Annotated in this window: 4 protein-coding genes and 1 pseudogene; 1 reads left to right on the top strand and 4 read right to left on the bottom strand. The window is 64.7% G+C overall.

From position 1 onward, the window contains the following. The 3 genes from EOA33_RS18880 to EOA33_RS18890 form a co-directional block, all read right to left on the bottom strand. On the bottom strand, window positions 1-2510 hold a 2510-nt coding region (locus EOA33_RS18880), incomplete at its 3' end, for a helicase-related protein (RefSeq protein ID WP_127406270.1). A 725-nt stretch (window positions 2511-3235) separates the two neighbouring features. Next, window positions 3236-3961 (bottom strand): acetoacetyl-CoA reductase, encoded by a 726-nt coding sequence (phbB, locus tag EOA33_RS18885; RefSeq protein ID WP_126057904.1) that lies wholly within the window; start codon window positions 3959-3961, stop codon window positions 3236-3238. 118 nt (window positions 3962-4079) lie between these two features. After that, a complete protein-coding gene (locus EOA33_RS18890) occupies window positions 4080-5264 on the bottom strand; it encodes an acetyl-CoA C-acetyltransferase (RefSeq protein WP_126057905.1) in 1185 nt (394 codons plus the stop codon). Between the two features lie 301 nt (window positions 5265-5565). Between EOA33_RS18890 and phaR the strand changes: the two genes are divergently transcribed. Next, window positions 5566-6177, top strand: coding sequence for a polyhydroxyalkanoate synthesis repressor PhaR (phaR, locus tag EOA33_RS18895; protein ID WP_126057906.1), 612 nt, complete (start codon window positions 5566-5568; stop codon window positions 6175-6177). Window positions 6178-6276: 99 nt separating this feature from the next. Here phaR and EOA33_RS18900 read toward each other — a convergent pair. Then, window positions 6277-6912: pseudogene (locus EOA33_RS18900) on the bottom strand (citrate synthase); the annotation flags it as partial.

The raw sequence follows: 6912 nt of genomic DNA on the forward strand, positions 1-6912 counted from the left end.
GCCTCGCGCGCGGCACTGTCTTGCGCCTCGAGCCGCGCCTTGACCTCGGCTGCCGGCTTCGGCTCGGCGCGATAGCCGAGACCTTTGAGGATCTCTTCCATGTCGTCGGCGGTAGCGCCGAGGATCGACATCATCGGCGGCGTCACCATGAAGGCGTGGCCGTCATAGGCGCCGTCGGGACGCTGGCCCAGCTCCGGCTTCCAGTTGGTCGCGGGGCGGATCAGGTCGGCCAGCCGCTCGAGGATATCGACGCGCACCGCGCGGCGACCGAGATTGCGGTAGCCGGCGAGCTTGTAGAAGCTGTTGTCGAAGGCGGGATCGATGACCACCGAGGTGCGGCCCGACGCCAGCGCATGCACCACGTCGCCAAAGCCGGGCTTGTCCTTGCCGTCATTCTTCAGCGCCCAGAGAAGCGTCACCAGCCCGGCCGGCGCCGGCTTGACCAGCGCCGGCACGAAGACGTGGTAGGCGCCGAAGCGCACGCCCAGCCGGCGCAGCGCCGCGCGGCCCTCCTGGTCGAGCGACTTCATCTCCTCGGTGATGTCGCGGCGGTTTATGAGGCCGAAATGCTCGACGAGCTGGAAGGCGATGCCGCGACCGATGCCGGTGAGCTGCTCGGCATTCTTCAGGTCGACCAACGGCTTCAGCAGCGACTCGATCTGGAAATTGACAAAGCGCTCGGCGCGCGCCGCCACCTTGTCGCGGGCCGGGCCGGTGAGCTGCTCGTCGGCCAGCAGCACGAGGCGCGGCTTCAGCGGCTCATCGCCGGCAACCAGCGTGCCGATCGGCGCGCCGATCCAGCGCAGCGTTCCGTCGGAGCCGAGCGCGAGATCGCCATTGGCGCAGGCGCCGAAGCGTTCGGCGCGCGTTTCGAACTCGGCGGCAAGCGCCTTTTGGGCAGCCGTGCGTACGGCCTTGGCATCCTCGCCGCCGGCGCTCTGGTCGGCGGTGAAGCGGAACCCCTGCAACTCGCCGACATGATGGCCTTCGACGAGGACGGTTCCGGTAGGGCTTATTTCGGCTTCAGGCATTGTATTTTCTCTAAGGCGCCGCATGAGGACGGAAGTCCTGCGGTCTACGAAGCGTTTCGTCAACCGCTCATGCAGCGCATCCGACAATCTGTCTTCGATTTCGCGCGTCTTTTCCTGCCAGTGTGCCTGATCGGCCAGCCAGCCAGGCCGGTTGGAGACAAAGGTCCAAGTACGAATCTGGGCGATGCGGTGCGAGAGCGTGTCGATATCGCCATCGGTCGTGTCGGCGCGGCGGACCTGCTCGGCCATGTAGTTCTCATCGACATGGCCGCGCCTGGCGAGGTCCATGTAGATCGACGCGATCAGGTCGGCATGCTGGGCCGGTGCGATCTTGCGGTAGTCGGGCAGGGCACAGGCTTCCCAGAGCAGCGCGACGCGCCTGGCATCGGTGGCGAGCGAGCGGATCTCCTCGTCGCGCGACAGATGCTCCAGCGCCTGCGCATCGACCGCCGGCAGGGCGCGTGTCAGGCCCTCCACCGGAGCGTTGGTCTCGATCGAGCGCTTCAGCGCGTCGAGGCTGGAGAAATCGAAATCGGCGGTGCGCCATTGCAGGACCTTCACCGGATCGAAGTCATGGCCCTCGATCTTCTGGACCAGTTCCTCGTCCAGCGGATCGACCTGGCCGGTGACGCCGAACGTGCCGTCGCGCAGGTGGCGGCCGGCGCGGCCGGCGATCTGGCCGAGCTCGGCCGCGGTCAGGTTGCGGTATTGGTAGCCATCGAACTTGCGGTTCTGGGCGAAGGCGACGTGGTCGAGGTCGAGGTTGAGCCCCATGCCGATGGCGTCGGTGGCGACAAGGTAGTCGACGTCGCCCGACTGGAACAGCGCCACCTGCGCGTTGCGGGTGCGTGGCGAGAGCGCGCCGAGCACGACGGCGGCACCGCCCTGCTGGCGGCGGATCAGCTCGGCGATGGCGTAGACCTCGTCGGCTGAGAAGGCGACGATCGCGGTGCGCCGCGGCAGGCGGGTCAATTTCTTCGAGCCGGCATAGGCCAGGTGCGACAGCCTGGGCCGCGTCACCACCGAGATGCCCTTCAGGAGGCGCTGCAGGATGCCGTGCATGGTGGCCGCGCCGAGCAGCAGCGTTTCCTGGCGGCCGCGCAGATGCAGGATACGGTCGGTGAAGATGTGGCCACGCTCGAGGTCGCCGGCAAGCTGCACCTCGTCGATGGCGACGAAGGCCGCATCGGTCTCGCGCGGCATCGCCTCCACCGTGCAGACCGAATATCTGGCGCCCGCCGGTTGGATCTTCTCCTCGCCGGTGATCAGCGCCACCTTGTGGACGCCGACCTTCTCGCAGACGCGCGCATAGACCTCGCGCGCCAGGAGCCTGAGCGGCAGGCCGATGACGCCGCTCTCATGCGCCACCATGCGCTCGATGGCGAGGTGGGTCTTGCCGGTGTTGGTGGGTCCAAGCACGGCCGTCACGTCGCGGCCGGAAAGGATCAACGGCTGGGGGTGTTTCGGCTGGACGTTCATCGGCCCGGAAATAGACTTTCTGCCGCTCGTAGTCGGGGGCGCGCCGGCGATGGCGCGTGTGACAGCCGACACATAAGGATTTCGAGCGCGAAGCGAAAGCGGAATGTTCCGCCGTCGGTCTCCATGGGTCGCGTGGGGGGGCGAAATCCGCTCCCGATTAACGGTTGGAACGAGTCTGGAACGAATCGGCGACGAATCGCTGACTCGCCGAAGTTCATGGTTTGTTCATGGCTACATGTGGATTTTTTGACGATGAGTCTCACCATATGCTGAATCGCTTGATTGGCCCGTTTCATGCAGGACGAACGCGAGTCGCGCGTCGCCGTTAACCTTTGCCGATGAACGACCGACGTTGTTCGTCTGGCCTCGGCCAAGATTATGAAATTCTTGACGTTTCCTAACGGGCCTTAATCTTTCGGGTACGTTTCTCGGCCCTCGGCGTTAACGTTCCGGCCCAAAGCCGGAACGAATCGGCGACGAATCAGCGATGTCGGGATTTTCTTGGTTTGTTCACCCCAACATGTTGTGTCGCAGGGAGGTTTTCCACCGAGAATCCACAGGTTGGGCACATGCTTTTGCACAGGCCGCGCGCGAGCCATTAACCTTTGCGTGCCGGAGCGGGGCAAAGGCGTCGCGCGAGGGGCCCGCACAGCGGAGAGGTGACAAACAAAACGGGCCGGTTTCCCGGCCCGTTTTTGTCGATGTCTATTTCTCGGCGCGGGGCGTCAAACGAAGTACTGGCCGCCATTCGCGGTGATGGTCGAGCCGGTGATGAAGCCGGCCTCGTCGGAAGCGAGGAAGACGACGCAGCGCGCGACTTCTTCCGGCTCGCCGAGCCGGCCCACCGGGATCTGCGGGATGATGCGCTCGTTGAGCACCTTCTCGTCGATTGCCCTGACCATCTCGGTGGCGATGTAGCCGGGGCATATGACGTTGACGGTGATGCCGGCGCGGGCGCCCTCTTGAGCCAGCGCCTTCGAGAAGCCGATGTCGCCGGCCTTGGCGGCGGAATAGTTGACCTGGCCGGCCTGGCCCTTCTGGCCGTTGATCGAGGAGATGGTGATGACGCGGCCGAACTTGCGGTCGCGCATGCCGCCCCACAGCGGATGCGTCATATTGAAGACGCCGGACAGGTTGGTGTCGATGACCTCTTTCCACTGCTCGCGGGTCAGCTTGTGGAACATGGCGTCGCGAGTGATGCCGGCATTGTTGACGAGCACCGAAACCGGGCCGAGATCGGCCTCGACCTGCCTGATGCCGGCAGCGCAGGCGTCATAGTCGGCGACCGACCATTTGTAGACCGGGATGCCGGTCTCGGCCTTGAACTTCGCGGCCGCCTCGTCATTGCCGGCATAGTTCGCCGCAACCGAATAGCCGGCCTTCTTCAAAGCGATCGATATCGCCGCGCCGATACCGCGCGATCCGCCCGTGACGATTGCTACCTTACTCATGCAGTTCCTCCCTTTGGTCGGAAGAGCGAATAGGGAGTAGCGAATAGCGAGTAGGGATCTGATATCCCGTCACGTCATTCTACCCTATTAGCCACTCCCTATTCGCTATTCGCTAAGTTCAGAGCGCTTCCACGCACATGGCGACGCCCATGCCGCCGCCGATGCAAAGCGTGGCAAGACCCTTCTTGACGCCGCGGCGGCGCATCTCGAAGACCAGCGTGTTGAAGACGCGGGCGCCGGAGGCGCCGATCGGATGGCCGATGGCAATGGCGCCGCCATTGACGTTGACGATCGACGGATCCCAGCCCATGCCCTTGTTGACGGCGCAGGCTTGTGCGGCGAAGGCCTCATTGGCCTCCACCAGGTCCAGGTCCTTGACCGACCAACCGGCCTTATCCAGCGCCCGCTTCGAGGCCGGAATCGGGCCGGTGCCCATGATCGCCGGATCGACGCCGGCGGTCGCCCAGGAAGCGATGCGGACCAGCGGGGTGATGCCGCGCCGGGCGGCTTCGGCCTCGCTCATCAGCAGCGCGCCGGCCGCGCCGTCATTGATGCCGGAGGCATTGGCGGCGGTGACCGTGCCGTCCTTGTCGAAAGCGGGCCTAAGTTTGGTCATGGCGTCGAGCGTCGCGCCGTGGCGGATATATTCGTCCTGGTCGACGATCGTATCGCCCTTCTTGCCCTTGATGGTGAAGGCGACGATCTCGTCCTTGAACTTGCCGGCCTTCTGCGCGGCCTCGGCCTTGTTCTGCGAAGCCAGCGCGAACTGGTCCTGGTCGTCACGGGTGATCTGGAACTGGCGCGCGACATTCTCGGCGGTATTGCCCATGTGATAGCCGTTGAAGGCATCCCACAGCCCGTCCTTGATCATGGTGTCGATCATCTTGTAGTCGCCCATCTTGACGCCGGCGCGCAGATGCTGGGCATGCGCCGAGAGCGACATCGATTCCTGGCCGCCGGCGACGATCACCTTGGCATCGCCGGTGGCGATCTGCTGCATGCCGAGCGCGATCGCGCGCAGGCCCGAGCCGCAGACCTGGTTGAGGCCCCAGGCGGTGGTCTCCTTGGGCAGGCCGGCGTTGATCGAAGCCTGGCGGGCAGGGTTCTGGCCCTGGGCGGCGGTCAGAACCTGGCCGAGGATCACCTCGTCGACTTCCGAGGGCTCGACGTTGGCCCGCGCGAGCAATTCCCTGATGACGACCGCGCCGAGTTCATGTGCCGGGGTGGCGGCGAAGCTGCCGTTGAAGGAGCCGACTGCCGTGCGCGCGGCGCTGGCGACAACTATGCCATTGGATGCGGACATTTTCTTCTCCAGACTTCGAGGTGTCGTGTTTTAGGCTATCGTTGAGGAACTTTCTTGCCCTTTCCCGGTGCCAAGTCAAACCGGAAATGGGCATGCCGGCCATGCGCCGCAAGCAGGCCTGCGCTGGCCAGGGCTGCAGTCCCCGCTTCGCTGCGCAGCATATTCCGGCCGCCATGCAGCATTAATCGATCTTGCACTGCACAAACCACTTGGAATTGTGACGCTTTTGCGCATATCCTTGACAGGGCGCAATCGTTACCGGCTGCTTACTCAAATGCGCCGGTGTCCGGGGAGGATACTGATGGCCGCGAAAGACGACCCGATCGTCATCAAGAAATATGCCAACCGCCGACTCTACAACACCGGCACCAGCACCTATGTGACGCTGGAAGACCTCGCCGACATGGTCAAGAAGGGCGAGGAATTCACCGTCCAGGATGCCAAGACCGGCGACGACATAACGCATCCAGTGCTGACCCAGATCATTTTCGAGCTGGAGAACAAGGATGGGCAGAACATGCTGCCGATCCCGTTCCTGCGCCAGCTGATCGCCTTCTACGGCGACCAGATGCAGATGATCGTGCCCAGCTTCCTCGAGCAGTCGATGATCGCCTTCTCCAAGGAGCAGGAACGTTTTCGCGAACAGATGAAGGGCGCGTTCGGCAAGTCGCCGATGGACATGATGAAGATGTCGACGCCGATGAAGGCGCTGGAGGAGCAGACGCGCCGCAACATGGAGATGTTCCAGAACGCCATGCGCATGTTCACGCCGTTTCCGTCGGCGACGGCGAACGGGGCTTCGCCGACCCCAGCCGAGCCTGCGAAAAAGGAAGTGCCGGAAAAGTCCGATGATCTCCAGGAGCTGAAGGAACAGATCGCGGCCATGCAGCGCAAGCTCGACACGATGTCGTGACGGGCACGTTGCCATACAGGTGAAGCCGGCCTGACCTGAATCTCAACAAGCCCTGGAGCGACGCGCCCCAGGGCTTGGCTTTGATAAGCACCAGTTCCGCTAAATCCCGACGGGCCCGTCGTAGCGGGCGCGGGGCCTGATCAGGCGGTTGCTCATGACCTGCTCGACGGCATGCGCGGCCGAGCCGACGCTGCGCCCGAGCGCGAACAGCCGGAACGGCGCATCGGGCGGCAGGCGCAACTGACGCGTCAGCGCGGCCAACGCGAAGTCAATGTTCGGGCGCGCCCCCGTCGCGCCGAGAACGGCATCGCCGAGGCATGACATACAGCCATCGATCTCGACATCGGACAACAACGCCTCCGCCCTTGGGTCGCCCTCCGGATAGAGTGGATGGCCAAAGCCGGGCAGCGGCCGGTCGTGGCCAAGCCAGCGCTCGACCGGCTCCCAGCCTTTCGGCGTCCTCGACGAGATTGAGCAAGGCCTCGCCGGCGCCGCCATGGCGCGGTCCGGACAGTGTGGCAAGACCGGCAAGCAGGCAGGCGGCAACCGACGCGCCGGTGGACGCGGCGACCCGCGTGGCGAAGGTCGAGGCGTTCAACTCGTGATCGGCGAGCAGCACCAATGCCCTGCGTATCAAATTGGCGCCGGCAGTGCCGACCGACCAGCCGCGCGCCAATCGCTCATGCACGGCGCCGTTTCCCGCAGCCGCGCCGAGCGCCTCGGCCAGGGCCGCGA

The sequence above is a fragment of the Mesorhizobium sp. M4A.F.Ca.ET.050.02.1.1 genome, assembly GCF_003997725.1.
In the GTDB taxonomy this organism is placed as follows: Bacteria; Pseudomonadota; Alphaproteobacteria; order Rhizobiales; family Rhizobiaceae; genus Mesorhizobium.

Bases quoted from the DNA above. Each gene is read 5' to 3' on its own strand.
- EOA33_RS18890 (WP_126057905.1), bottom strand. From the start codon at position 5,264: ATGTCCGCATCCAATGGCATAGTTGTCGCCAGCGCCGCGCGCACGGCA.
- phaR (WP_126057906.1), top strand. From the start codon at position 5,566: ATGGCCGCGAAAGACGACCCGATCGTCATCAAGAAATATGCCAACCGC.
- phbB (WP_126057904.1), bottom strand. From the start codon at position 3,961: ATGAGTAAGGTAGCAATCGTCACGGGCGGATCGCGCGGTATCGGCGCG.